We start from the raw sequence: 24,879 nt of genomic DNA, 5'->3' as shown, positions 1-24,879 counted from the left end.
TCGATATTAAGCGGGCGCAGTACGCTGCGCCCGACAAACACTTCTATCGTTTGGCTCGCGCCGCCGTTAATGCCGCAATACGCATAATCACACCCACGGCCTGCTCCATGCCTTCAAGCGTAATGAACTCATGCTTACCGTGGAAATTATATCCCCCGGTAAACAGATTTGGGCAAGGCAACCCTTTGAACGACAGCTGTGCCCCGTCGGTGCCGCCACGAATCGGTTTCATCACCGGTTGAATATCGCAATCGCGCATCGCCTGCTGCGCCAGCGCAATGACATGCGGATGATCGGCAACCTGAGCGCGCATATTGTAATAGCTGTCCTCGATCGCCACTTCGATATAGCAATCTCGCGGCAGCCCGCGCCCGACGATTTGCGCCACTTCGATCATTTTGCGCTTACGTGCTTCAAAACCTTCACGCTCAAAATCACGCAGGATGTAATGCATCTCCGCGCGCTCAACGTGCCCTTTGATGCTGCTCAGGTGATAAAACCCTTCATAACCTTCGGTATTTTCAGGTGTTTCATCAGGTGGAAGTGCCTGGTGGAAGCGCGATGCCAGCGACAACGCATTGACCATCACCCCCTTGGCAGTGCCAGGGTGCACATTGTTGCCGACGATTTTCACCGTCACCGATGCCGCATTGAAATTTTCACACTCCAGCTCACCCACGCCGCCGCCATCAACGGTATAGGCCCACTCGGCATTGAACGCTTCCACATCAAAGAAATGTGCCCCTTTACCCACCTCTTCGTCAGGCGTAAAGGCGACGCGGATATCACCATGCGGGATTTTTTGCTGTTTCAGCCGCATCATCGCGGTAAGAATTTCGGCAATACCGGCCTTGTCGTCGGCCCCCAGCAGCGTTTTGCCGTCGGTGGTGATCAGCGTTTGCCCCAGCATCTGGTGCAGGATCGGGAACATCACCGGCGAAAGCACTTCATCACCAATCCCCAAAGCAATATCGCCACCGCGGTAATTCTCCACCACCTGCGGCGTCACATTTTTACCGGAAAAGTCCGGTGAAGTATCAAGGTGGGAAATAAATCCAATCGTAGGTACCGGCCAAGCGACATTGCCTGGCAAGGTTCCCATCACGCAGCCGTGCTCGCTGAGCGATACCTGTTCAAACCCCAGTTCAATCATTTCCTGTCGCAACGCACGCGCCAGCTTCAGTTGCCCATCGGTACTCGGCACATGTTTGACGTTCGCTTTAGCCTGTGTGTCGAAAGAGACGTAGTTAAAAAAGCGATCAAGTAGTTTATCCATGGTTCCGCCCTCAGAATTTCGCGTTTCATTATGCGGAACCGATTCGGATCAAATATTGAGACAGGTCATTAATAATCAGATTTACCTGAAATCATTAGAATCAATGATAGTTTGGCGCCGAGATAGCTGAATACGCATCAGCAACAATCTTAGCCCGCCCCGTCATAGGGGATATCGGCCCGTTCGAACTTGCCCATCAGCAGCTTGTGCATAAACCGTGGTACCACTTCACTGGCCGGGCCATAGTGCTTCTCATCGAATTGGCTTTCGACCTGACTGGGTTCCAGATTCAGCTCAATGGTATAGGCCCCTGCCGATCGCGCTTCATGAACAAAGCCAGCCGCCGGATAAACATGGCCAGAGGTGCCGATGGCTACAAAGAAGTCGGCTTTTGCCAGCGCGTCGTAAATCTCGGTCATCCTCAACGGCATTTCACCAAACCACACCACGTGCGGGCGCAACGGCGCAGGGAATTGGCAACAGTGGCAACGCTCATCGACGCTCAGATCGCCAGGCCAGTTGAATACCTGCCCGGAATTAGTACAACGCACTTTCAGCAATTCACCGTGCATATGCAGCACTCGCTTACTGCCAGCACGCTCATGCAGATTGTCGATATTTTGCGTCACCAGCAGGAAGTTATCCCCCAGCCACTCTTCGAGATCGGCCAGCACGCGGTGAGCAGCATTCGGGGCAATGCCCGGTTGCTGAAGCTGCTGACGGCGCGCGTTATAAAACGCCTGCACCAGCGTAGGATCGCGCCGATAGCCTTCCGGGGTGGCTACATCTTCCACCTGGTGTTCTTCCCATAACCCGTCGTCTGCGCGGAACGTGCGGATACCCGATTCAGCAGAAATCCCTGCTCCCGTCAGCACCACGACAAACGGCTTCTTCAGCTCTGCCGCCGCCATAGTATCTCGGTGGAAAATCCGTGAGCGAAAGCGCTGATGCAGCACATGCTTATTCTTGCGAAACCGACACAACCGATGGCGAGTGTGCATGAACTCTCCTTGCTTATTTATTATGCACTAAATTGAGAAACGCAGCCCCACGAACCCCGCCTGCATCACCGTAACGCGCCTTCTCGATACGTGGCAGTTTAGCCACACGCAGCAGATGCGCTGGCAAGCGTTGCGGTAACGCCTGGTAGATCGCGTCGAAATTCGATAACCCACCGCCAATCACCACCAGATGTGGATCGATAATAGTCAGCAGATTGCCAAGACATATCGCCAGCACGTCCAGAAAACGATCAACATGCGCCACTGCCCGCGGCTCACCCGCCTGATAATGCGCAATAATCTGCTGCGCAGGCAAGTGGTGCTGATAAAAGTGGTGGTACATCCACTCAAATCCGCGGCCCGATATGTAATTTTCAATGCAACCATCATGGCCACAGCCACAGGCTACGCGAGGTATATCACGCCCGAGCACTTCCAGCGCATCCACTGGCAAACGGAAGTGGCCGAACTCACCGGCGATATAGTTACGCCCAGACAGCACTTTGCCATCCACAATCAAGCCACCGCCTACTCCGGTGCCAAGGATAATACCCAACACGCTGGGATAGTGACGGAATTCATCATCCCAGGCCTCTGACAAAGCGAAGCAGTTAGCATCGTTATCTACCCTGACCTCACGGCCAATCAGCATGCTCAGATCGCGCGGCAGTGGTTGCCCCATCGCGGCGGGCACGTTGGCGGTAAACAAGGTGCCATCTTCATTCGGCAGGCCCGGAATTCCAATCCCTACTGAACCTTGCGTACCGCAAAACGCATCGGCCTCATGGGTGAGATCGCGCAACACCGCCAGCAATTGCCGGTAGTCGTCACGCGGCGTTGGCAGCCGTTTCTGCCAGATACGCCGTAGATCGGCATCGAACACACCCAATTCAATCTTGGTGCCGCCCATATCGAAACCGTAGTACATAACTCGACCTCAGGCTAAAAAAATGGGGCGTCTTAATCAGCCCCAGGTTTTTATTATTGTCCGCTCAGTACGCGAGCGGGATCGATGCGGCTCGCACGCCGGGCCGGATACCAACTGGCCAGCAGGCTGAGCACAATGGCGGTTGCCAGAACGATAAGTACGTCCAGCCAGTGCAGTTCGGACGGCAGGAAATCGATAAAGTAGATATCACCAGACAGGAAAGAGTGCCCCATCAGCTTTTCGATCCCTTTGATAAGATTGGTCAGTTGCAGCGAAGCAATCACGCCGACCACCACGCCGCTTAGGCTGCCCACCAGCCCGGCCAGCAAGCCGTACCAGATAAAGATGGCGCGGATAAACCCGTCTTTGGCACCAAGGGTGCGCAGCACGGCGATATCTCCGCTTTTATCCTTCACCGCCATCACCAAGGTGGAAACAATGTTAAAGCAGGCCACCCCGATCACCAGCACCATCGCCAGATACATAATGGCGCGGATCATCTGGATATCGCGATACATATAACCGTAGGTGCCGATCCAGCTCTTGATATAGACGTAGGCATCGGTGACTTCACCGGCATCGCGCACCAGCTTATTCGCCGCGAACACGTCATTTACTTTGATAGCAAGACCAGTGACACTGTCACCCATATCCAGATACTGTTGCGCATCGGCCAGTGGCACCATCGCCAGGCTGTGATCAAGCTGGCCGCTGAGTTGCAGGATACCGGCCACTTGCAGGCGAATACGTTTCGGTTGCAGCAGCTTCATTTCCGGATCGCTGTTCGGGATCATCACCGTGACATAGGAGCCTTGCTTCACCCCCAGCGCTTCGGCAACGCCTTTGCCCAGAATCACCTGCTGCTCACCGCTTTTGAAATTGGCCCAGGCATCGCCCTGCACGTATTTCGGCAGTGCGCTAAGCTGGCTTTCCTGCGCGGGATCCACACCTTTAACCTGCACCGCACGCAACTGGGTGCCGTTTTCCATCAGGCCGGTAAAGTTGATATAAGGCGCGGCAGCCAAAATGCCCGGCACTTTTTCCACCCGCTGCTGGATCTCGGGCCAACCTTCGAACGGTTGATTAACCGGTTCGATCTCACCGTGCGGCACCACCGCCAGAATGCGGTTTTGCAGTTCACGCTCAAAGCCGTTCATTGCACTCAGGCCGACGATCAACACCGCCACCCCTAGCGCGATACCAATGGTGGAGATCACCGAAATCAGCGACACCATGCCGCCGCGCCGCCGGCCACGGCTAAAGCGCAGCGCCATCAGCAAGGAAAGTGGCGAAGCGCTCATTACTCGGCCCCCATCAGGGTCAAGTGAGATTGCAGATGGCCATCACGCATTTCCAACTGACGGCTTAAACGCCGTGCCAGTTGCAGATCGTGGGTCACCACCAGAAACGCAGTGCCCTGACGCACGTTCAGTTCACCCAGCAAATCAAAGATGCTGTCGGCGGTGCGCTGATCGAGGTTGCCGGTCGGTTCGTCCGCCAGCACCAGCGACGGGTTATTCACCAGCGCACGAGCGATCGCCACGCGCTGGCGTTCGCCGCCGGAAAGCTCAGAGGGTCGGTGCTTGCTGCGTTTTTCCAGCCCGACAGCCGCCAGCATTTCCAGCGCTTTTTCCTGCGCCTGTACAGGTTTCATACCGCCAATCAGCAGCGGCATCGCGGCGTTTTCCAGCGCGGTGAAATCCGGCAACAGGTGGTGGAACTGATAGATAAAGCCAAGCTGGCGGTTACGCAATTCGGCCTTAGCGGCGGAAGAGAGCGAATTCAATGACTGGCCCTTGTAGATCACTTCGCCGGAAGTGGGCGAATCCAGCCCTCCCAGCAGGTGCAACAAGGTGCTTTTACCGGAACCCGAGCTGCCGACGATCGCCATCATCTCGCCCGGTTGCATGGCAAAACTGACATTGCGCAGCACATCGGTATGCAGATTGCCTTCCTGATAGGTCTTGCACAGGTTGTCACACTGCAACAAAAGATGGTTACTCATAACGTAAAGCCTCAGCGGGTTGTACGGCGGCAGCGCGCCATGAAGGGTAAAGCGTGGATAACAGGGAAACCGCCATCGCCGCGACGGCAATGATCGTCACCTGTAGCGGATCAATCGCCACCGGCAGCGTAGCGCCGTCAAGCAAGACTCCCAGAATCGGCACCAGGTTGTTCAGATTACTGGCCAGCAGCACGCCCAGCAAGGTACCCAGCAGCGAACCGATAATGCCCGCACTGGCCCCCTGTACCATAAAGATCAACATAATCTGGCGCCGCGTCAGGCCCAGAGTTTGCAGAATGGCGACTTCGCCCTGCTTCTCCATCACCAGCAAGCTCAGAGAGGTAATGATATTGAATGCCGCTACCGCCACGATCAGGCTAAGCAGCAGCCCCATCATGTTTTTCTCCATGCGCACCGCTTGGAACAGCTCGCCCTTACGTTCGCGCCAGTCTTTCCATACGGTGCCTTCCGGCAGCGTTTGCTGGCTGAGGGTATCCACCTGCAACGGCTGTTGCAGGAACAGACGCCAACCGGTGATATTCCCCGCCGGATAACGCATCAGGCGTGAAGCATCCTGCTGGTTAGCCAACAGTTGGTAACCATCCACCTCACTGTTGGCGTGGAAAGTACCAATAATGGTAAATAGCCGCTGGCTTGGAATGCGGCCCATCGGGGTAAACTGGCTGGCGCTCGGCACCATAAGGCGCAGCTGATCGCCACGTTTGACGCCCAACTGCCCGGCAAGCTGTTCGCCGATGATGAGATTGTATTCGCCCGGCTGCAACTGTTGCTGCTTGACGTTAACCAGGAACGGCGACAGCGGATCGGCGTCATCCGGATTCACCCCGAGAATCACCCCCACAGCGACGCTGCGCGCGCTTTGCAACACCACGTCACCGGTGGTCAGCGGTGCGACGCGGGCCACGCCTTGCAACCCCTGCACGGCAGACGCCGGGAGTTGCTCAGGGTTGATCGAACCCTGTTTACTGGTAATCAGCGCCTGCGGCATTAAGCCCAAAATGTTGTTTTCGAGATCTTTTTCGAAACCGTTCATCACCGAAAGCACGGTGACCAATGCCATCACACCCAGCGTAATGCCAATGGTGGACAGCCAGGAGACAAACCGCCCAAAGCGGTCTGAAGCTCGCCCGCGCATATAACGCAGGCCAATGAATAACGCGACAGGTTGATACATGAAATCCGTTTAGTTGCCGTAGCTTAAGCACAATGAGCATGGATAATAATGGCTCCACCCGGTTTATGGAACCACCCGGCAGGTTTTATTCTCTTACCTGCGGTTAAATAACGCCCAACAGCAGCCTGGTGTATGCTTTTAGCTGTGTCAGTTTATTAGCCGCTGGGCTAGTATAAAGGAGGTAAAGGCGCACTGTTATTTGCGCCAGGTAAACAGGGTTTTGTGGTATTCACGCGTCAACCATCACGGTGAACACCACAAAAACTGTTATTCAATTCATTGATTAAAGATAACTGAATGAGCACTTCTGATAATAGCCGCCGTTCCTCATCATCTTCTCGTTACTCTCTACCTGACCGCGCGGGTGATTTGCGCCAACTGGGGCAACTGACCGGCTCTGCCTGTGCCGTTGAGTGCGCTGAGATCGCCGAGCGCCATCACGGCCCGGTGATGCTCGTCGCCCCGGATATGCAAAACGCGCTGCGGTTGCGTGACGAAATCCAGCAGTTTACCGATCAGAGGGTGACCAGCATTTCCGACTGGGAAACGCTGCCGTACGACAGTTTCTCGCCGCATCAGGAAATCATCTCGGCGCGCCTTTCCAGTCTGTACCATCTTCCGACCCTGGAACGCGGCATTATTATTCTGCCGGTCAATACCCTGATGCAGCGCGTTTGCCCGCATGAGTTTCTGCACGGCCATGCGCTGGTGATGAAAAAAGGTCAGCGACTTTCACGGGATCTCCTGCGTGCTCAGTTGGAGCAGGCCGGTTACCGTAGCGTCGACCAGGTGATGGAGCACGGCGAGTTCGCCACCCGCGGTGCGCTGCTCGATCTCTATCCGATGGGCAGCGAGGAGCCATACCGCCTCGACTTTTTCGATGATGAAATCGACAGCCTGCGCACCTTCGACGTGGATACCCAGCGCACCCTGAGCGAAGTGGATGCCATCAATCTGCTGCCCGCCCATGAATTCCCCACCGATAAAACCGCCATTGAACTGTTCCGCAGCCAGTGGCGTGAGCAGTTTGAAGTGCGCCGCGACGCTGAGCATATTTATCAGCAGGTGAGCAAAGGCACCTGGCCAGCCGGTATCGAATACTGGCAACCGCTCTTCTTCAGCCAGCCGCTGCCTTCTTTATTCAGCTATCTACCCGCCAATACGCTGATCGTTAACACCGGCAACCTGGAAAGCGCCGCCGAACGTTTCTGGTTGGATGTTAATCAGCGTTTTGAGAGCCGCCGGGTTGACCCGATGCGCCCTTTGCTGGCCCCCGATACGCTGTGGCTGCGCGTGGATGCCCTGTTCGCCGAGCTGAAAGCCTGGCCGCGTATGGCGCTGAAAACCGACGATCTGCCTGCCAAAGCAGGGAGTACCAATCTGGGTTATCAGACCCTGCCCGATCTGTCCGTCCAGGCCCAGCAGAAAGCTCCGCTGGATAATCTGCGCCGGTTTATCGAAAGCTTCAGCGGCAGCGTCATTTTCTCGGTCGAGAGCGAAGGCCGCCGTGAAACCCTGCAAGATTTGCTGGGCCGCATCAAGCTGAGCACCAGCCTGATCCAGCACCTTGATGAGGCGGAAGCGCCCGGCCGCTATATGATGATCGGCGCCTCCGAGCGCGGTTTTCTCGATAGCCTGCGCGACCGGGCGCTGATCTGCGAAAGCGATCTGCTGGGTGAACGCGTCAGCCGCCGTCGGCAGGATAATCGCCGCACCATTAATACCGATACGCTGATCCGCAACCTGGCGGAGCTGCACTCTGGTCAACCGGTGGTGCATCTGGAACACGGTGTCGGGCGCTATGTCGGCCTGACCACGCTGGAAACCGGCGGCATCAAGGCGGAATACCTGATCCTCTCTTACGCGGGCGAAGACAAACTGTACGTGCCGGTCTCCTCCCTGCATCTGATCAGCCGCTATGCCGGGGGCGCCGACGAGAATGCGCCGCTGCACAAATTGGGTGGCGATGTCTGGTCGCGGGCGCGGCAGAAAGCGGCCGAGCGCGTGCGTGACGTGGCAGCAGAGCTGCTGGATATTTACGCCCAGCGCGCCGCCAAATCAGGCTTTGCCTTTAAGCACAACCGCGAACAGTATCAGCTGTTCTGCCAAACCTTCCCGTTTGAAACCACACCCGATCAGGAACAGGCGATCAACGCCGTGCTGAGCGATATGTGTCAGCCGTTGGCGATGGATCGTCTGGTGTGTGGCGATGTCGGCTTCGGTAAAACCGAAGTAGCAATGCGCGCCGCGTTTCTGGCGGTGGAGAACAATAAGCAGGTGGCGGTCTTGGTGCCAACCACCCTGCTGGCGCAGCAGCACTTCGATAACTTCCGCGATCGTTTTGCCACCTGGCCGATTCGTATTGAGATGATGTCGCGTTTTCGCAGCGCCAAAGAACAACAGCAGGTATTGGAAGAAGCCGCAGAAGGCAAAGTGGATATCATCATCGGTACCCACAAGCTGCTGCAAAGCGATCTGCGCTGGAAAGATTTGGGGCTGTTGATCGTCGATGAAGAACACCGCTTCGGCGTGCGCCACAAAGAGCGCATTAAAGCGATGCGCGCTGACGTGGATATCCTGACGCTCACCGCCACGCCAATTCCGCGCACCCTGAATATGGCGATGAGCGGCATGCGCGACTTATCGATTATCGCCACCCCGCCTGCGCGCCGGTTAGCGGTAAAAACCTTCGTGCGCGAATACGATAGCCTGGTAGTACGCGAAGCCATTCTGCGTGAGGTGCTGCGCGGTGGGCAGGTGTATTACCTGTACAACGATGTGGAAAACATCGATAAAGCCGCTGAGCGGTTGGCCGAGCTGGTGCCAGAGGCACGTATCGCCATCGGCCACGGCCAGATGCGCGAGCGCGATCTGGAGCGGGTGATGAACGATTTCCATCACCAACGCTTCAACGTGCTGGTTTGCACCACCATTATCGAAACCGGTATCGATATCCCGAGTGCCAATACCATTGTTATTGAGCGGGCCGATCGCTTCGGCCTGGCGCAACTGCACCAGCTTCGCGGCCGCGTTGGGCGCTCACACCATCAGGCTTATGCCTACCTGCTCACGCCGCATCCAAAAACCATGAGTGCCGATGCGCACAAACGTCTGGAAGCGATCGCCGCGCTGGAAGATTTGGGCGCAGGCTTTGCGCTGGCAACCCACGATCTGGAAATCCGTGGCGCTGGCGAATTGCTGGGTGAAGATCAGAGCGGCCAGATGACCACTGTTGGTTTCTCGCTGTATATGGAACTACTGGAAAGCGCCGTCGATGCGTTGAAAAATGGGCGCGAGCCTTCGCTGGAAGATCTCACCAGCAATCAGACCGAAGTCGAACTGCGCATGCCAGCCCTGCTGCCGGACGATTTTATCCCAGATGTGAATACCCGTTTGTCCTTCTACAAGCGCATCGCCAGTGCGAAAAACACCGGTGAACTGGAAGAGCTGAAAGTGGAGTTGATTGATCGCTTCGGGCTGCTGCCGGATGCGGCACGCCATCTGCTGCAAAGCGCGGCGATGCGCCAGCATGCGCAGACCCTGGGGATCAAGCGTATCGAGGGCAACGAGCGCGGTGGGTTTATCGAATTCGGCGAGAAAAACCGCGTCGATCCGAGCTATCTGATTGGCTTACTGCAAAGCAAACCGCAGGTTTACCGCCTCGACGGCCCGGCCAAGCTGAAGTTTATGCTGGATCTCACCGATCGCCCGGCCAGGCTGAAGTTTATCGAAGAACTGCTGGTCGCCTTCAGGGAACATACGCTGGCGGCGTGATAATACCATGCTTACATGATGAACCCCCCCTGTGGGAGAGGGTTCATAACCCTATAACTTAATGATATTTAATTGGTTATTTTAAGTTATAGCTCCCAGATGCTTTTTGCTGCATTCGTCTGGGGGATGCTTCTACACAAAATCACTTCGTGCATGCTAGAACTTGTGCATGCTGCTGAATTTTCAGACGCAACCAGCGGCGTAACCGATCGCTATGTGTTCGTTCATGCCAGATCTGCATCATGTCGATGCTCGGTAAAACCAGCGGTAGCGGGTAAATACGCAGTTCAGGATCGTGCGCAACGGCCTCTTCGCCCAACGAGCGCAGGCAGGTGAGCAGCAATTCACTTCCCCTGATCAAGCGGCTTGGCGCAAGAAAACTGGACAGCCCGGCGACCACTTTCCGAGCCAATGCCTGACGCTGCAACTCACGATCAACCAGCCCGTTCAGATCGCCGGTCAACGTTGTCAGAACGTGCTCGCAAGCCAGATAGGTGTTCAGATCAAGTCCTTCATGCAGCAAAGGGTGCCCTGCGGCGGCCAACACCACAAAGTCTTCGCTCAACAGACGCTGCTGATGAAAAGTATCTGGAAGTTGCTCATAAAAACCCGCAATAGCTAAGTCACAGGTGCCCTTCTCAAGCTCTTCACGCGGCAATACTCCCCGCGTGTTATGGGTTATCAGCACCAGATTAGGGGCCTCTTGTCGCAATATCGGTAATAACCCCGGCAACAGAATCTGCTCCATGTAATCGGTCGTATAAATATGGATATGTTCTGCCCGCGCAAGAAAATCGCGCCCCTCACATTGATCGTAAAACGTCTCGATATCTTCAACCAGCTTTTGAACCTGGGGAGCAATTTGATGGGCTAGTGGCGTAGGGGCCAGCCCACGTGGTGCCCTGACAAAAAGCGGATCGCCAAACTCATGCCGTAACTTGTTGAGTTTATGGCTCATTGCCGGCTGACTCAGAGACATCCGCGCCGCAGCTTGTGAGGCGTTACGTTCCTGGTAAAGCACATGGAAAAACAGCAGCAGGTTAAGGTCTTTGCTAGATATATTCATTTTTTGAATACCAGAAATGAAAATTCTTAATTTTTAGAATTATAGCGAATAGCCTAAGCTGATCTCCAGTTAACTTATTCATGCGCTACGGCGCTCAACGGAGAAAATGATGAAAATCCTGATGGTACTGACCTCGCACGACAAGTTGGGCAACACGGGCCAAAAAACCGGCTTTTGGCTGGAAGAGTTTGCATCACCTTATTATGTTTTCCGCGATGCGGGTGCAGACATTACTCTGGCCTCCCCCAAAGGGGGCCAGCCACCTCTTGATCCAAAAAGCAACCAGCCGGATGCACAAACGACGTCCACTGATCGGTTCGCTCAAGACGCTACTGCGCAGCAAACTCTGGGAAATACCCTGAAACTGCAGGATGTTAGCGCCAATGATTTTGATGCACTGTTTTACCCCGGCGGCCATGGTCCATTGTGGGATTTGGCAGAAGATGCCCACTCTATTGCACTGATAGAACAATTCTTGGCACAGGGCAAACCGGTGGCGGCGGTGTGTCACGCGCCTGCGGTACTGCGTCATGCCAAAAACGCGGCAGGCAAACCATGGGTAATGGGAAAACAGGTCACGGGTTTTAGCAACAGTGAAGAAGAAGCTGTAAAGCTGACTCAGGTCGTCCCCTTCCTGGTAGAAGATATGCTCAAGGCTAACGGAGGCCACTATAGCCGTGCCGAAAACTGGCAGAGCCACGTCGCGGTAGATGGTTTGTTGATTACCGGGCAAAACCCGGCGTCTTCAGATGCTACGGCTGAAGCATTGTTAAAATTGCTCTAAGCAACTCTGGCCATTATAAAACCTTACTGACTCGGATATTTGTTATGCGATTAGCTAAATATATTACTGCACTGTTACTTTGCCTGGGTATAAGTGCCACCGCCTTGGCGGCAGAAACCCATGGGCGGATACTGGTACTGCTTTCAGGCGAAAACCAGTTACCGCTTAAAGGGGGAAAAACCTATCCGACCGGATATTACCTCAATGAATTTGGCGTGCCGGCAGATGGCCTGCAAAAAGCGGGATATGAACTGGTACTGGTTACACCCAATGGTCAGGCACCGAGCGTCGATCAACGTTCGGTTGACCCACTCTATTTTGGAGGTAATCGTACAGAAATGCTGCGCATTCAATCGGTGGTGGCAAACCTCCCCGGAATTAACAAGCCGCAGAAACTGACTGACGTACTTGCCAGTGACCTCTCTCAATATGCAGGTCTCTTGATCCCTGGGGGCCATGCGCCGCTGATCGACCTCGCCAATAACCCGCAGGTGGGCGAGTTGCTGAAGTATTTTCACTCTGCAAGCAAGCCCACAGCGGCTATCTGCCACGGCCCGATTACCCTGCTCGCAGCACAAGACGATCCGCAGGATTTTGAAGCTGGGTTGATTGATGGCAAAACGCCACAGGCGAAGAACTGGATATATCAGGGATACCGCATGACTATTTTTGCAGATGAAGAAGAGCGGGTTTTTGAGGAGTCGCTGAAGGGAGATAAGATCCGTTATTACCCGGCCAAAGCCATGGTAACTGCTGGCGGCGAGTTGACGCAGGCAAAGGCCTGGTCACCGAATGTCGTTGTTGATCGTGAGTTGATCACAGGTCAAAACCCATTCTCTGACCATGCTCTAACCAAAGCGTTGTTAACACAGTTACAAAATGGGCACTAAATGACCACGCACTAATGGTGCTACAGATGGAGCTTTGCAGGATAGCGTACCGTTGAACGCATAAATGCGTGGGATGAGTTCATAATACTTGTCAGCTAAGGCTAACCCATTCCCTTGGGGCCAGGATGAGGGGGCGATCACCGCACGACAAGCCCCTCACCCCGGCCCTCTCCCACAGGGAGAGGGGGCGACGTCTTTAGCCATTGCGCATAATTATGCGGTTTTACGCTTAACTGACCGGCATTAGGGATCATCACTCCCACCGGTCTCTATGCTCCAGTATGCGCTATGGGCATAGCACTGGTCAGATTTTGATATAGATTTGCCGGCGATATAGCATTGAACTGATAGACCAGTTGACGCAAAGGAACAGCAAGGCGTAAGCCAGTGAACTCGGGTAGTCACCTAATACGGGTCTTAACAATCCTTCGTAGACTAACTGGTGAATCGTGACCAACGCATCGTAACTGCCAAATGGGATAGTGTTTAGCAGCAAAGAAAGAAAAGCCGCGTTGACGTAGATAAACAGTGGGTTAATACCGAACGCTTCAAAAGGGCGACTCCAGGTTACCTTGCCCTGAATATCAATAATCCACATGAGTAATGCGAGGAAAGATGCGGCTAAGCCACAAGTCACCAATACAAAAGTGGGCGACCAGATCTTTTTATTGATCGGGCAACCATAGCTGAGTAAAAAGCCGATGAAGGTCAGGCTGGTGCCTATGATAAATAACGTTTGTACTTTCTGCTGAATATCCTTGGTGCGTGAAAGTATTTTGCCGCAATAAAAACCTAACAGGACATGGGCGATCGCCGGGAGCGTGCTCAGCAAACCTTCAGGGTCAATCGCCAGTCCGGCATCTTTATACATGTGGTTGACGCCGAGAACGGCCTGGTCGAGTCGCGAAATAATATTTTGCTCACTTTGCTCAAACCCATTGCCTGCAAGCAAAATTGCAAAATATCCCAACAGGAGCGTGACGATGATATGCGGGATGTACTTATGGTTGACCAAAAGGGCAATGATTGCGGTGGCTGCATAACAGATAGCCAAGCGCTGCATCACCCCTAAAATACGGATATGCTCAAAATTCCACAGTGAAGGCCCTAGTCGTTGCCAGAATTCAACTCCCTCAGCGGTAAGCTTGTAGGAGGTTCTGAGAAAAAGGGCAAACCAGGCAATCAGTAACCCAATCATAAAGATAACCAAGGTACGGGTCAGAATTTTGGTTATGTTCGCTGAACTGGCGGAGAACTGGCTTTTCTGGAGAGAAATATACGTAGAGATGCCCATAATGAACATGAAGAATGGGAAAACCAGATCGGTTGGCGTCAGCCCATGCCAAGAAGCATGGCCGAGAGGAGCGTAAACGTAGCTCCAAGAACCCGGGTTATTGACCAGAATCATTCCTGCGATTGTCATACCTCGTAGAACATCTAAGGAAAGCAAACGATTATGAGAGCTGGAGATTTTCGACATGGTATCTTTTTGTCCTGAAATTAAAGAAGGGTGGATACGCGTTATGCTTGAACCACAACAAGGCCTGCCAAGGTTGGCGACATCAGCCTTAATTTAATTTAAATTCATTCACTTGTGCTTCCTTGCCGTTTTAATAAACGTCGATATATGTACTAGTAAATAGGATGGTTTGATGCCACTCCTGTCACAACTCAAAAAAAAATAGCCTCCAGTGATTAATTTTATTAACCATTAATCCGTAAACCGGCGGTGGGTTAGAAAAAAGATTGATAAAAGAGTGGCGTGAACCCTTCCTGTGCAATCACTTGAAAGGTACATGTTTATAGTGTCACGATGGGGGCGTTTGCTGCCGGGGTGAGGTGTTTTTCGTGCGGTGATATTCCCCTCAGCCTGACCCTCTCCACAAAGGAGAGGGTCAGGCTGGCATGGGGTTAATTTTTACCGTTTAGCTCAGACCTTGTTCAGCACCAGTTGGCCGTTTCTATCCAGCGGGATCTGGGTGCCGGGATCGTGCTCCATACGGATTTTGCCCTGCTGGTTGCCTATCTGGTAGGTGACGTCATAACCCAGCATTTTCTGCGATTTATCGTAAACCGTTTTGCAGCGCTGCTGTGTGCTGGTGGTAGTGTCATTATTCTGTAGGCTCCCTTGAACCTGATTACCAGCGTAACCGCCACCTAAAGCCCCCACCACGGTTGCCACATCGCGGCCTCTGCCACCGCCGATCTGATGGCCAATCACGCCACCAGCGACGGCTCCCAACACCGAACCAGCAATGCGATTCTCATCCTGCACCGGCGCTCGGTGGGTAACCGTGACGTTACGGCATTCCTGACGTGGGGTTTTAATCGTTTCTTTGATTGGCGTTGCGGTGAGAACCTGCGCATATTGCGGACCGGCAGAAAACACGTCCAGACTGGCTACGGCAGCAATCCCCAAAGCGGCGGCAATCCCAATCCCAACACCGGCTAACATTGATTTGTTCACAGGAAGTCCTCCTGAATGTGTTACCACGCATTTTGTACCGGAAAATCTACCGACGTTGCACCACGTTTATTCTTCTGCGCATCGGCGGTACGCGGTCTCCGGTTTACGGCGTGCGCGACGCGCCGTCTGTAAACGAGATGAAGTCTGCGTAATAATCCGCCCCCCCGCAATAAGACTCAGTGAGCAAATAGCAGGAAAACCGCACCAATTCTTATCATTTGAGATAATTCTTAAGATATTTGCCTAGTAACCCCATATTCTCTGCTAGTCAATCACTCACCTACCGCTCATTCTGCGGCACGTTAGTATAAAAAAACCCACGCGGCGAACCTGCGTGGGTTTATCGATCTCACTAAAACGGTAAAGCGGTATCAGTGCATTTTCAGGCGCGGGCGGATCACGCGGTTGATCCCCCCCACCAGCATCATCAGGCCAGTTTTGGTATAGCCGTGCAGTGCTACCTGGTGCATGCGGTACAGTGAGATATACACCACGCGTGCCACGCGCCCTTCGATCATCATCGAACCTCGCATCAGGTTACCCATCAGGCTGCCGACGGTGCTGAAGCGCGAAAGCGATACCAGTGAGCCATGATCTTTATACACATAAGGCTTCAAAGGCTGACCATTTATCAGCGCCAGAATATTGGTAAAGCAGCGTGATGCCATCTGGTGCGCAGATTGTGCTCGTGGTGGTACAAAACCACCGCCTTCACGCGGGCAAGAAGCACAGTCACCGATGGCAAAGATGTTAGGATCGCGGGTGGTTTGCAGCGTGGTCTCTACCACTAACTGATTGATACGGTTGGTTTCCAGCCCGGCAATATCTTTCATAAAGTCCGGGGCCTTGATTCCGGCCGCCCACACCATCAGATCGGCATTGATAAACTCACCGCCCTTAGTATTCAGGCCATTTTCATCGGCGCTGGTCACCATGGTATTGGTCAGCACGCGCACGCCCAGGTTATTCAGCTCCTGGTGGGCTGCCGAAGAAATACGCGGTGGCAACGCTGGGAGAATGCGCTCACCGGCCTCAACCAGCGTGACTTTCAGCGCGCTGTTGTCCAGCCCTTCAAAACCGTAGCTGTGCAGTTGTTTCACCGCGTTATGCAGTTCAGCAGACAGTTCAACGCCGGTAGCACCACCGCCCACAATCGCGATGTTGACGCTTTCTTTATCGCCGGGTTTGGCCGAGAACTTCAGGAACAGGTTCAACATTTCATTATGGAAACGGTGCGCCTGATGCGGGTTGTCCAGGAAGATACAGTGGTCTCTCACCCCTGGAGTCCCGAAATCATTTGAGGTACTGCCGAGCGCCATCACCAGAATGTCGTAACGCAGTTCGCGCGCAGGAACCAGCTCAATGCCCTGCTCATCGCAGATCTGAGTCAGTTGCAGCGTCTGTTTTTCACGATCGATGTTGGTCAGCGAGCCGAGTTGGAAATTGAAATGGTGATTACGGGCATGTGCCAGATAATTCAGCGCATCAACGCCGTCATCCAGCGAACCGGTAGCCACTTCATGCAGCAACGGTTTCCATAGATGGCTGTGGTTGCGATCCACCAGCGTGATCTCGGCTTTGTTCTTGCGGCCCAATTTGTGCCCCAGACTGGTCGCCAGTTCCAAACCACCGGCACCACCGCCGACAATCACAATTTTCTTCATTGGCGTTGTCAAAATAACCCCCTAAATGTGAACCTATTGTTATCTAAGGGTAAAGAATAATATCCTTAGAATACAGTCAGTTCGCTTAAATTAAACCTGCTATCTGAGGCCAGAATAGCATGAGAGGTTATTTGGTCATACCAAAATTGATGTACATCAAACTTTTTTGGTTAAAGGCTGGACGAAGGGATTTTTTGGGGATTGTGATTCAAATAGTTAGCCCCCGATCACAATTTCGAATTTTATCGCTGGCCAACAGAAAAAGACGTGAAAGAGCCGAAAAAACCACAATGGCTGCCCTTTAGGGAGCTGCCATTGTGACCTTAAATAACGTTATAAAACTGTTACGCGAGAGTCTTGAACGCCTTAATGCGTTGCAGATGCGGCGAGATATTTTTGAACTTGTGCGTTTGCTGTTCGTCCCAGACGATCTCATAGTACTTGCCCAGCAATTCTGCGCTGCGCTGATTGTCTAGCACCTCATCATGGCGGGAAAGCACCACCAGACAGCGCTCGCGGTTTTTCTCACGAAAATCCTCCACACATTTGGTGGCAATGTCGCGATACTCTTCCGGCCGATCGATCTTGCCATGCATGTGTTCTTCCGGGTACAGGTTCGGGTTGAAAATCACCTGACGAATTCCGCACAGGAAACCGATACGTTCAGCCCAAAAGCCCCCCAAACCTACACCACAGATCAGCGGGCGGTTATCCCCTTCCTGCTGAACCGCTTTATCCACCTCTTTCAATAAATGCTGCATATCATGGCGTGGATGCAAAGTGCTGTAACTGATAAAACGCACGTCCGGATCGATGAACTGTAACTGCAAAACCTTTTCATGATTGCCGGGACTGTTGGAATCGAAGCCATGCAAATAGATAATCATGTAGATCCTCGCAACAAGCTAGGGGCCACCTGCCCCCATCATTAACGCCGCACGCGACGCCCTAATCATTCACCCTGCTGAACGCTGTTTGTGTTCTTCCCAGCGTTCGCTCAACGCGCTCAACTGCTGGTGCGCCTGCTGCCAGCGATCGGAATCGCGCAGTTCCTGACGGGTGAACTGACCGCGATGATATAACCGCTTCAGTTTTTCTACTTTGACCGGGGACAGGTTATCCAACACACTGACCGCACCTGCACGGTTATTACATACCAGAATCATATCGCAACCAGCATCCAGCGCCGCCTGACCACGCTCAGCGTAGCTGCCCATGATCGCCGCCCCTTCCATCGACAGATCGTCAGAGAAAATAATACCGTCAAAACCCAGTTCCTGGCGCAGAATCTGTTTCAGCCAGTAAGGCGAACCGCTGGCCGGGCGCGGATCTGCTTCAGTATAGATGACATGAGCAGGCATCACGGCATCGAGCAGATTACGGGCAATCAGTTCGCGGAAAATCGACATATCATGCTCACGAATTTGTGCCAGCGGGCGCGGATCGCGCGGGGTTTCTTTGTGAGAATCCGCCGTCACCGCGCCGTGCCCAGGGAAATGCTTACCGGTGGTTTTCATGCCCACGCTGTGCATCCCCTGAATAAAACGTTCGGACATCGCCAACGCCTGCTGCGGATCGCTGTGGAAAGATCGCTCACCGATCGCCGCGCTGGCATGGCCCAAATCCAGCACCGGAGCAAAGCTGATATCGATGTCTTGGGCGATCATTTCCGCTGCCATCAACCACCCTGCCTCCTCAGCTAACCGTCCACCTTCCTGCGCATCGTTGAGCGCCGCGAACGATTGTGCCGCCGGTAAACGGGTGAATCCTTCGCGGAAACGCTGCACGCGTCCGCCTTCCTGATCCACCGCCACCACCAGCCGATCGTGGGATGCCGCACGGATCTGACGCACCAGTTCACGCAACTGTTCGGCGTCGTGGAAATTACGGGTAAACAGGATCAAGCCGCCAACCGAAGGATGCTTTAAAATCTCACGTTCTTCTGCGTCCAACTCGTAGCCGACGACATCTAGCATTACTGGGCCCACGGCCACCTCACTTGATTAATTCATTGAGAACAGGGGGATGATAAACAAAAACGCCGGTATAAAGCTGCGCCCCAGCGCAAAAACTCCCGATCCCCGCTTTGCCACCAACGGACTTCAAACCACATCAGCATCAGGTAATCCACCCACGGCAGCCAGCGTTGTATCTGCGCAGCCAGTTGCCACCGATCTGCATAGCCCTGCTGCACATAGTGGCGTAAAAAATGTTGCTGGGCGGCAGGTGAGAACTGATTGAAACGAAACAGTGCGGCCAGTTCGAGGGCAATATCGCCGTCAGCGGCATACTCCCAGTCAATCAGCCTTAACCGCTCACCTTGCATCAGCAGATTGCCAGCATGAACATCCATATGTAACGGAGCCAACATTAACGGCTGCGGCGACGTGCGTTGCATAAATGCCTGTTGCCAACCTAGCCAGGCAGGGGTGATGCGCCGCCGGTCAAGCCGTTGCCAATAATGGGCAAACTGTTGTTGCAGATTCAACCGATAACCGCTTAGCGGCTGGTGATGCAGTTGAGCCATCAACGCCGCCAGTTCGCCACTTTCATTTAATGCCAGAAAAGACGATTCACTAACGCTTTCGCCTGTAAGCCATTGGACAATCAGCCAGCCAGACGTTTGCAGCAAAATCTGCGGCCCGACCCCCGCCCCACAGCGCTGCAACAAACGCCCCTCACGGCGGCGGCTAACGCCAAGCCCGTACTTATCCTGCGTCTGCTGGCGTGCCAGCAGATCTATCCCCTCACCTTCGATCCGCCAGCTTTCACCGGTCAGCCCCTGCACCGGGCTGAAACGACAACCGGCGGTATTGACCGCCGGTAGCCTGTGACTGATTAAGCGCCGAAGTTCAGCCTCACTGTTTGACGTCGCCATTACCCGACCAGACGATTTCACCGGTTTGTACCAGCATCAGTTGCATGTCCATCGTCGGGGCCTTTACGTCGCCACTGACGTCGCTATACAGCACGTACTGTGCATTGACGATACGCGCCAGGCCGATAGCTTTGCTGCGCGAACCCAGGCTGTCTTCCGCTGACAGGCCGAGCGTTTGTTTGGCGCTGGCCAACTGCGCTTCCGGCACGATGCTGAAGGTTTGGTTAGACGCCAACGCCTGATGCAAGGCAGAAGTCGCCTGCGCGATTTGCAACGCACCGTTGGTGTTATTTTTGACGCTGTCCAGCAGCAATACACTGCCGGTGCTTACGCCATCGGCTTTCAGCATGTCATTGACTAACGGCTGCACGCTGCTCAACCAGTCAAGCTGCTGGAGTTTCGGCGGCTGTGGCACCGGTTCGGGAGCGGGGGGTTGCGGTTTAGGTTCTGGTTGTGGTTGTGGAACCGGTTCAACGACCACGGGGGGTTGCTGCGGTTCTGGTGGATGCGACGGACAGCCGGTCAACACTAACGCAGCCAATGCCACAAATAGATACTTTTTCATTAACCCTCTCAACGGAACCCAAAGCTGATAAGAAACAACGCACTGTTTAGGGATTGTGCGTGATGTTCAATTAACGTGGTAACAACGGGCCCAGCACGCGTCCACCGACCAAATGCATGTGAATATGATAGACCTCTTGCCCGCCGTGGCGATTGCAATTAACGATCAGGCGGTAACCATCGTCAGCAATCCCTTCCTGCTCGGCAATTTTGGCCGCGACGGTGATCATGCGGCCCAACGCCGCTTCATGCGCGGGAGTGACATCATTCACGGTAGGGATTAGCACGTTCGGCACGATCAGAATATGGGTCGGTGCCTGTGGGGCGATATCACGAAATGCAGTGACCAACTCATCTTGGTAGACCACATCTGCTGGGATTTCACGGCGGATAATTTTACTGAAAATAGTTTCTTCGGCCATCTCAAGCTCCTTGTGCAATATAAAAAGATTTACGCAGTATGAGTGACAGATTCTACCGCTTTCAACCTGATTGCGCATTTCCTGCATTGAGTGATGGAGAATTACTCAACAAGCGCTGGTATCGCATCAGAACAGCCGTGCTTATGCTAGCCACTAATCAATTGCGGCGCATTGCTACGCATCCACTCGGCAAGCGAGTCCAGCGTTGGACGCAACGTTTTACCTAGTGGCGTAATCTGGTACTCCACTCGTGGAGGCACTTGTGCATACACTTTGCGGGTGACAAGACCACATTGTTCAAACTGGCGCAGTTGGCGCGTCAGCTCTTTTTGCGCAATCGGGGCGATCGCTCGTTGCAATTCACTAAAGCGGACCGGTCTATCGAGTTGTTAATTGATGGTGGCGTGGGGAACCTATCGTCGGTTTGAACGGTAAACCTGCGGGCTTGGGCTGAATGGGGATCTGAATGCGTCTCACCAACTGGTCACTAAAACTCAGTAAGGGGTCTGGGCCAAGAATTCGGGTAGCATTTCCGCCGATGAAAAAGCCCTGACCGACGGCCATAACACCATGCAGCAGACGACTCAACACTAGGTGCTTGCTCACGCAGTTACAGATCGGGTGACTCATCAATCTGTAACTGATCTCTGTGGACAATTAACGCGCCATCATCCGCTCCAATGCGGCTTTCACTGCATACCATTCATCATCAATGATGCTGAATCTGACCGAGTTGCGTTTACGACCATCCGGCATAATTCGCTCATGCCGTATGATCCCTTCCTGCTTGGCACCAATACGCAGGATCGCCGCACGGGATCTCTCGTTTAACTCATCAGTAGTGAACTGCACCCGCACCGCTTGTAATACCTCGAAGGCATAAGTCAGCAACAGATATTTCGCTTCTGTATTGATACCGGTGCGCTGCATCGATTGGCTCAGCCAAGTATGGCCAATTTCCATTTTGCGATTGAGGCGATCAAGCTTCCAGAAACGAGTGCTGCCAATGATGCGACCCGTAGCACGCTGTACAATAATAAACGGCAACATCGTTCCCGCTTCACGCCCTGCCAGCGCGGTCTCGATATATTTATCAACCGTGTCAGCATTCGGTACCACGGTCACCTTCAGCGTCCATAGCTCACCATCCGCAGCCGCATTAACCAATGCTTCACGATGAATTGCCTGTAATGGCCGCAGCTCCACCTGAGTACTCAACAACGACAAAGGTTCGAGCCTCTCTTGGTTATTCATCTTGATCAATAGACCTCTTCAGAATGAACGGGAAAGCAGCATCTCAATACGTTACCGAAAAACCATAAAAAATGAAATTCTCACCGCCATTCTCAATAAAAAATTAAAATGTTATCAACCTGTTATATTGATTTTCTTAGCAGTAATCCAGGGACGGTTGGCTTGTAGCAGCAAAGATGATAACCCCAATAACCCTAGAATACTTTCATTTGGGAGTTATTGGGGTTATTATTTTTCAATAGGACGAGATAGGGTGGGGAGATGAACAGTAAACAGATTGTGAAGGAGGTGGTTGCAGATGGATGGATTCTGGTCAGGGTTAACGGCAGCCACCACCATTTCACTCACCCGACTAAGCCAGGCTTAGTCACTATCCCGCACCCTAAAAAAGATTTACCGGCAGGCACGGTTAAGAGCATCAGGAAACAAGCGGGGATTTAATCCTGCTTTCCCGAAAGAGGTTTAAATTATGTTTTATCCCATTGCAATTGAAGCAGGCGACGATCAGCATGCATACGGCGTGATCGTTCCAGATTTACCCGGTTGTTTTTCAGCAGGTGACACTCTGGATGAAGCTATCTCAGCCGCCAAAGAGGCGATTAATGGTCATATCGAAGTTATGGTAGAAATGGGTCAGGATATTCCTGCCGTTTCCAGTGTTGGCAAATTAGCAAAGGATCCTGAATTCGCTGGTTATACTTGGGCTGTTGTAGACATTGATGTTTCTCGTCTGCTTGGTGGGTCAGAAAAAATTAACGTCACTCTTCCCAAATCGTTAATTGACCGTATCGACCGCTGTGTCGCCACACATCCAGAATTTAAAAGCCGATCCGCATTTTTAGCTGAAGCTGCGCTGTTGCAAATCAGCGGCATCCACCAGTAGCAGCCCCCGTATAATCCAGAGCAGCTTTCAGGCTGGTCTTTTTGTTTACCCAGCCAAGCTGCAAACAAAAAAAGGGAGACCATCGGCCTCCCCCATAAGCTCCCCAGCCTGAATCAGTGGTTACGGATGTACTCGTCCATATCTGTTTTCAGGTTATCAGACTTGGTACCAAAGATGGCCTGAACGCCAGAACCTGCGACCACAACACCCGCAGCCCCCAGTTTCTTCAGCCCAGCCTGGTCAACCTTGGATACATCGGCCACGCTAACGCGCAGACGAGTGATACAAGCATCCAGGTTAGTGATGTTTTCTTTGCCGCCGAATGCCTGAACCAAAGCTGCAGACATCTCAGAACCGCCCTGAGTAACCTGATCAGCCGTCGTATCTTCACGACCAGGAGTTTTCAGATCCAGTTTTGCAATCAGCACGCGGAAGATGGTGTAGTACACCAGACCGTAAATGATACCGACAATTGGGAACAGCCAGATTTTGCTGCTGTTGCCGCTCAGTACGATGAAGTCGATCAGACCGTGCGAGAAGCTGGTACCGTCACGCATACCCAACAGAATACAGATTGGGAATGCCAAGCCCGCCAGAAGTGCGTGGATCACGTACAGGATCGGCGCAACAAACATAAAGGAGAACTCGATCGGCTCGGTAATACCAGTCAGGAACGAGGTCAACGCGGCGGAGATCATGATACCGCCGACTTTAGCGCGGTTTTCCGGCTTAGCTGAATGCCAGATGGCAATCGCAGCAGCAGGCAGGCCGTACATTTTGAACAGGAAGCCACCGGACAGTTTACCCGCAGTTGGGTCACCCGCCATATAACGAGGAATGTCACCGTGGAACACTTGACCTGCTGCGTTAGTAAATTCACCGATTTGCATCTGGAATGGTACGTTCCAGATGTGGTGCAGGCCAAACGGCACCAGAGCACGCTCAACGACACCGTAAATACCAAACGCAACCACTGGGTTCTGATAAGCCGCCCATTGTGAGAAGGTCTGGATAGCCGTACCGATTGGAGGCCAGATAAAGGACAGAATCACGCCCAGAATAATCGCCGCCAGACCAGAGATGATCGGCACAAAACGCTTACCGGCAAAGAAGCCCAGGTATTCCGGCAATTGAATGCGGAAGAAGCGGTTGAACATGTAGGCAGCGATGGAGCCGGAGATAATCCCCCCGAGCACACCGGTATCGGCCAGGTGTTTGGCTGCGATCTCTTCGGCTGGCAGATGCAGAACCAGCGGAGCAACCACGGCCATGGTTTTCACCATGATGCCGTAAGCCACCACAGCGGCCAGTGCGGAAACACCGTCGTTGTTAGTGAAGCCCAAGGCCACACCGATGGCGAAAATTAACGGCATATTGGCGAATACAGACCCGCCAGCTTCTGCCATTACGTGGGAGACTACCATAGGCAGCCAGCTAAAGTTGGCGGAACCGACGCCCAGCAGAATACCTGCAATAGGCAATACGGATACCGGCAGCATCAGCGATTTACCTACTTTCTGCAGGTTTGCAAATGCGTTCTTGAACATAGTTGAGTGTGCTCCTGAGTAATGATGCTTTGCTACTTCTCGCGAATTTTCGCGCTGCAAGGAGGGGAGAAAACCCCTGCAATTCAGGGTGTCTGAGCACCCCTTGAATTTTTACGCAGAGTAAAATAAATACCCCGAGTAATGTTTGATGGCAGTCACGTTTCAATGAATAAGACCGTAGGCCTCTGTCTAAATCGCCTACTTTTTGTCTTTTTCGATGAAAAAGAGACCCACTACCGCCATAAAACGGGTGGGAACATTACCCGTTTCGGCGATTAATT

22 protein-coding genes and 1 pseudogene are annotated in these 24,879 nt (G+C 53.3%); 5 read left to right on the top strand and 18 right to left on the bottom strand.

Annotated elements, in window-relative coordinates; translation table 11 throughout:
* Window positions 1-43: 43 nt before the first annotated feature.
* The 6 genes from pepT to lolC form a co-directional block, all read right to left on the bottom strand.
* Window positions 44-1,276 carry a peptidase T gene (gene pepT, locus AC2A1E_RS16605; RefSeq protein WP_484384662.1) on the bottom strand — a complete coding sequence of 411 codons (1,233 nt, stop codon included), beginning with the start codon at window positions 1,274-1,276 and terminating at the stop codon, window positions 44-46.
* Window positions 1,277-1,425: 149 nt separating this feature from the next.
* Window positions 1,426-2,277, bottom strand: a complete 852-nt coding sequence (gene cobB, locus AC2A1E_RS16600; protein ID WP_484384661.1) for a Sir2 family NAD+-dependent deacetylase — start codon at window positions 2,275-2,277, stop codon at window positions 1,426-1,428.
* 13 nt (window positions 2,278-2,290) lie between these two features.
* The gene (gene nagK / locus AC2A1E_RS16595; protein ID WP_484384660.1) at window positions 2,291-3,205 is read right to left on the bottom strand and encodes an N-acetylglucosamine kinase; all 915 of its coding nucleotides are present in this window, start codon (window positions 3,203-3,205) and stop codon (window positions 2,291-2,293) included.
* 53 nt (window positions 3,206-3,258) lie between these two features.
* Window positions 3,259-4,506 (bottom strand): lipoprotein-releasing ABC transporter permease subunit LolE, encoded by a 1,248-nt coding sequence (gene lolE, locus AC2A1E_RS16590; protein ID WP_459398770.1) that lies wholly within the window; start codon window positions 4,504-4,506, stop codon window positions 3,259-3,261.
* Window positions 4,506-5,210, bottom strand: coding sequence for a lipoprotein-releasing ABC transporter ATP-binding protein LolD (gene lolD / locus AC2A1E_RS16585; protein WP_484384659.1), 705 nt, complete (start codon window positions 5,208-5,210; stop codon window positions 4,506-4,508). Before lolD ends, lolE begins: the two co-directional genes overlap by 1 nt.
* Window positions 5,203-6,405 (bottom strand): lipoprotein-releasing ABC transporter permease subunit LolC, encoded by a 1,203-nt coding sequence (gene lolC, locus AC2A1E_RS16580; protein WP_484384658.1) that lies wholly within the window; start codon window positions 6,403-6,405, stop codon window positions 5,203-5,205. Before lolC ends, lolD begins: the two co-directional genes overlap by 8 nt.
* 297 nt (window positions 6,406-6,702) lie before the next feature.
* Between lolC and mfd the strand changes: the two genes are divergently transcribed.
* Window positions 6,703-10,179 carry a transcription-repair coupling factor gene (gene mfd / locus AC2A1E_RS16575; RefSeq protein WP_484384657.1) on the top strand — a complete coding sequence of 1,159 codons (3,477 nt, stop codon included), beginning with the start codon at window positions 6,703-6,705 and terminating at the stop codon, window positions 10,177-10,179.
* Between the two features lie 142 nt (window positions 10,180-10,321).
* Here mfd and AC2A1E_RS16570 read toward each other — a convergent pair whose 3' ends face one another.
* The gene (locus AC2A1E_RS16570; RefSeq protein ID WP_484384656.1) at window positions 10,322-11,245 is read right to left on the bottom strand and encodes a LysR substrate-binding domain-containing protein; all 924 of its coding nucleotides are present in this window, start codon (window positions 11,243-11,245) and stop codon (window positions 10,322-10,324) included.
* A 109-nt stretch (window positions 11,246-11,354) separates the two neighbouring features.
* Between AC2A1E_RS16570 and AC2A1E_RS16565 the strand changes: the two genes are divergently transcribed.
* Window positions 11,355-12,029, top strand: a complete 675-nt coding sequence (locus AC2A1E_RS16565) for a type 1 glutamine amidotransferase domain-containing protein (RefSeq protein WP_484384706.1) — start codon at window positions 11,355-11,357, stop codon at window positions 12,027-12,029.
* 104 nt (window positions 12,030-12,133) lie between these two features.
* The gene (locus tag AC2A1E_RS16560; protein WP_484384655.1) at window positions 12,134-12,919 is read left to right on the top strand and encodes a type 1 glutamine amidotransferase domain-containing protein; all 786 of its coding nucleotides are present in this window, start codon (window positions 12,134-12,136) and stop codon (window positions 12,917-12,919) included.
* Window positions 12,920-13,223: 304 nt separating this feature from the next.
* On the opposite strand, the gene AC2A1E_RS16555 is transcribed toward AC2A1E_RS16560, so the two are convergent.
* The 10 genes and pseudogenes from AC2A1E_RS16555 to AC2A1E_RS16510 form a co-directional block, all read right to left on the bottom strand.
* The gene (locus AC2A1E_RS16555; RefSeq protein ID WP_484384654.1) at window positions 13,224-14,399 is read right to left on the bottom strand and encodes an acyltransferase family protein; all 1,176 of its coding nucleotides are present in this window, start codon (window positions 14,397-14,399) and stop codon (window positions 13,224-13,226) included.
* A 450-nt stretch (window positions 14,400-14,849) separates the two neighbouring features.
* The gene (locus tag AC2A1E_RS16550; protein ID WP_484384653.1) at window positions 14,850-15,386 is read right to left on the bottom strand and encodes a glycine zipper 2TM domain-containing protein; all 537 of its coding nucleotides are present in this window, start codon (window positions 15,384-15,386) and stop codon (window positions 14,850-14,852) included.
* 371 nt (window positions 15,387-15,757) lie between these two features.
* On the bottom strand, window positions 15,758-17,062 hold the full coding sequence (locus AC2A1E_RS16545; protein ID WP_484384652.1) for an NAD(P)/FAD-dependent oxidoreductase: 1,305 nt from the start codon (window positions 17,060-17,062) through the stop codon (window positions 15,758-15,760).
* Window positions 17,063-17,394: 332 nt separating this feature from the next.
* Window positions 17,395-17,937 carry an alpha/beta hydrolase YcfP gene (gene ycfP, locus AC2A1E_RS16540; RefSeq protein ID WP_484384651.1) on the bottom strand — a complete coding sequence of 181 codons (543 nt, stop codon included), beginning with the start codon at window positions 17,935-17,937 and terminating at the stop codon, window positions 17,395-17,397.
* A 69-nt stretch (window positions 17,938-18,006) separates the two neighbouring features.
* Entirely contained in the window at window positions 18,007-19,026 is a 1,020-nt protein-coding gene (gene nagZ, locus AC2A1E_RS16535; RefSeq protein WP_484384650.1) for a beta-N-acetylhexosaminidase, read from the bottom strand.
* Between the two features lie 32 nt (window positions 19,027-19,058).
* The gene (locus tag AC2A1E_RS16530) at window positions 19,059-19,928 is read right to left on the bottom strand and encodes a phosphotransferase (RefSeq protein ID WP_484384649.1); all 870 of its coding nucleotides are present in this window, start codon (window positions 19,926-19,928) and stop codon (window positions 19,059-19,061) included.
* Window positions 19,909-20,493, bottom strand: coding sequence for a penicillin-binding protein activator LpoB (gene lpoB / locus AC2A1E_RS16525; protein WP_484384648.1), 585 nt, complete (start codon window positions 20,491-20,493; stop codon window positions 19,909-19,911). The genes AC2A1E_RS16530 and lpoB overlap by 20 nt, the downstream gene beginning before the upstream one ends.
* A gap of 70 nt (window positions 20,494-20,563) precedes the next feature.
* Window positions 20,564-20,914 carry a purine nucleoside phosphoramidase gene (gene hinT / locus AC2A1E_RS16520; RefSeq protein WP_484384647.1) on the bottom strand — a complete coding sequence of 117 codons (351 nt, stop codon included), beginning with the start codon at window positions 20,912-20,914 and terminating at the stop codon, window positions 20,564-20,566.
* Window positions 20,915-21,060: 146 nt separating this feature from the next.
* Window positions 21,061-21,300: pseudogene (locus AC2A1E_RS16515) on the bottom strand (winged helix-turn-helix transcriptional regulator); the annotation flags it as partial.
* Window positions 21,301-21,571: 271 nt separating this feature from the next.
* Window positions 21,572-22,168, bottom strand: a complete 597-nt coding sequence (locus AC2A1E_RS16510; protein ID WP_484384646.1) for a GNAT family N-acetyltransferase — start codon at window positions 22,166-22,168, stop codon at window positions 21,572-21,574.
* 261 nt (window positions 22,169-22,429) lie between these two features.
* On the opposite strand from AC2A1E_RS16510, the gene AC2A1E_RS16505 reads away from it, so the two are divergent.
* On the top strand, window positions 22,430-22,609 hold the full coding sequence (locus tag AC2A1E_RS16505) for a type II toxin-antitoxin system HicA family toxin (protein ID WP_484384645.1): 180 nt from the start codon (window positions 22,430-22,432) through the stop codon (window positions 22,607-22,609).
* Between the two features lie 28 nt (window positions 22,610-22,637).
* Window positions 22,638-23,051: a type II toxin-antitoxin system HicB family antitoxin gene (locus AC2A1E_RS16500; protein WP_484384644.1), complete on the top strand. Its 414-nt coding sequence runs from the start codon at window positions 22,638-22,640 to the stop codon at window positions 23,049-23,051.
* A gap of 113 nt (window positions 23,052-23,164) precedes the next feature.
* On the opposite strand, the gene ptsG is transcribed toward AC2A1E_RS16500, so the two are convergent.
* A complete protein-coding gene (gene ptsG / locus AC2A1E_RS16495) occupies window positions 23,165-24,598 on the bottom strand; it encodes a PTS glucose transporter subunit IIBC (protein ID WP_484384643.1) in 1,434 nt (477 codons plus the stop codon).
* Window positions 24,599-24,879 lie beyond the last annotated feature (281 nt).

This window comes from Serratia sp. HNCC26DJ206, from assembly GCF_057180605.1.
This window is presented reverse-complemented; position numbering and strand designations above follow the sequence as displayed.